General features: G+C 64.6%; 1 protein-coding gene. It reads right to left on the reverse strand.

Annotated features, from left to right (window positions below; genetic code table 11):
• Positions 1-1,696 (reverse strand): electron transport complex subunit RsxC (gene rsxC / locus HMPREF9538_RS01050; RefSeq protein WP_009486428.1); only part of this gene is annotated, 1,696 nt, incomplete at both ends.

Below are 1,696 nucleotides of genomic sequence, written 5' to 3' on the forward strand. Positions count from 1 at the left end.
CCCGCGGCGACGGCCGCTTTGCGCGGGTCGTCATTGGCTGCGGCTGACGCGAGATCCTGTTGTGTGGCCTGCTGTTCGGCTTTACGCGCTTTGGCGCGGGCGATAGCGGCTTCCACCGCCGCCTTGCGCGGGTCGACCGGTTCGGCGGCCGGGGCGTCCACCGGCGCGGCCTGCTGCTGCGCTTTGCGCGCCCGGGCCTCAGCCTTACGCGCTTCGCGGGCGGCAATCGCCTCGCTGTTGTCAGGTTTGGCGCCGGCCTGGATCACGATCGGCTGCGCGGCGTCGCGCTGTTTATCCCGTACACGGGCCAGGGCGGCGCTAATCGCCTCCTGATCTTTGGCGGCAGGCTGAACGGCGGCTTTTTTATGCCGCTCGGCGCGCGCGGCTTTCTCACGCTCCAGGCGCGCCTGTCGGGCCTCGAATCGGGCTTTGGCTTCCGCAGCGCGCTGCTCTTCCTGACGAATCGCCGCGATCTCGGCCTTTTCCTGACGGAAGTACTGCACCAGCGGAATATTACTTGGACATACCCACGCGCAGGCGCCGCACTCGATGCAGTCCGCCAGATTATGGGCAGTGGCTTTATCGTGCTGCTGACCTTTGCTGAACCAGTACAGCTGCTGCGGCAGCAGATCGGCCGGGCAGGCGTCAGCGCAGGCGCTGCAGCGAATGCAGCCTTTCTCTTCCTGCGGTTCGCCCATCTCGCTGGCGGAAGGCGCCAGCAAACAGTTGGTGATCTTCACCACCGGGACGTCGAGCCACGGCAGGGTAAAGCCCATCAGCGGGCCGCCCATGATCACCATTGGCTCGGCGCTGGGGCAGAAGCCGGCATCGTTCAATAGATGGCGCACCGGCGTGCCAAGACGCGCCCAGACATTGCCCGGTCTGGTTACCGCTTCGCCGGTGAGGGTGACCACGCGCTCGGTTAACGGCTCACCGTCAACCACCGCGCGTTTCACCGCATAAGCCGTACCGACGTTCTGCATCAGCACGCCAATGTCCGATGAACGACCGCCGTGCGGTACCTGTTTGCCGGTAAGAATTTGGGTGAGCTGCTTGGCGCCACCGGAGGGATATTTGGTGGGGATCACGCGCAGCGAAATGCCATGGGCGTCGCAGAGCACCGCCCGCAGCATTGAGATGGCCTGCGGCTTATTGTCTTCAATGCCGATCAGCACTTCTTCAGGCTGCAGTATATGAGCGAGGATGCGGATACCCTCGACAATCTGCGCCGCGCAGTCCTGCATCAGGCGGTCATCCGCCGTGATATAGGGCTCGCACTCGGCGGCGTTAATGATTAGCGTTTTAATTTTATCTCCGCCACCGCGCAGTTTACTGCCGGGGGGGAAGCCTGCGCCGCCGAGGCCAGCAACGCCAAACTGGTGGATACGCTCGATCAGCGCTTCACGCGTGCGGGTCTGATAGTCGCTCCAACCATCGCGCTCGATCCAGCGGTCTTCGCCGTCGGCGTCAATGATCACGCTCATCTCCGCCAGCGCCGACGGGTGCGCGGTAGTGTGCGGAGCGATGGCGGCAATGGTGCCGGAGGTCGGGGCGTGAACGGGCAGCATTCTTCCCCAGCCGCGGGTCAGCGGCTGGCCGCGCAGCACCCGGTCGCCCACTTTAACGCACAGTTCGCCCTCGGCGCCAATGTGCTGCTTCAACGGGATAACAAAGCGCTGCGGCAGGGAAACCTGAC

Source organism: Klebsiella sp. MS 92-3, assembly GCF_000195655.1.
In the GTDB taxonomy this organism is placed as follows: Bacteria; Pseudomonadota; Gammaproteobacteria; order Enterobacterales; family Enterobacteriaceae; genus Klebsiella; species Klebsiella pneumoniae.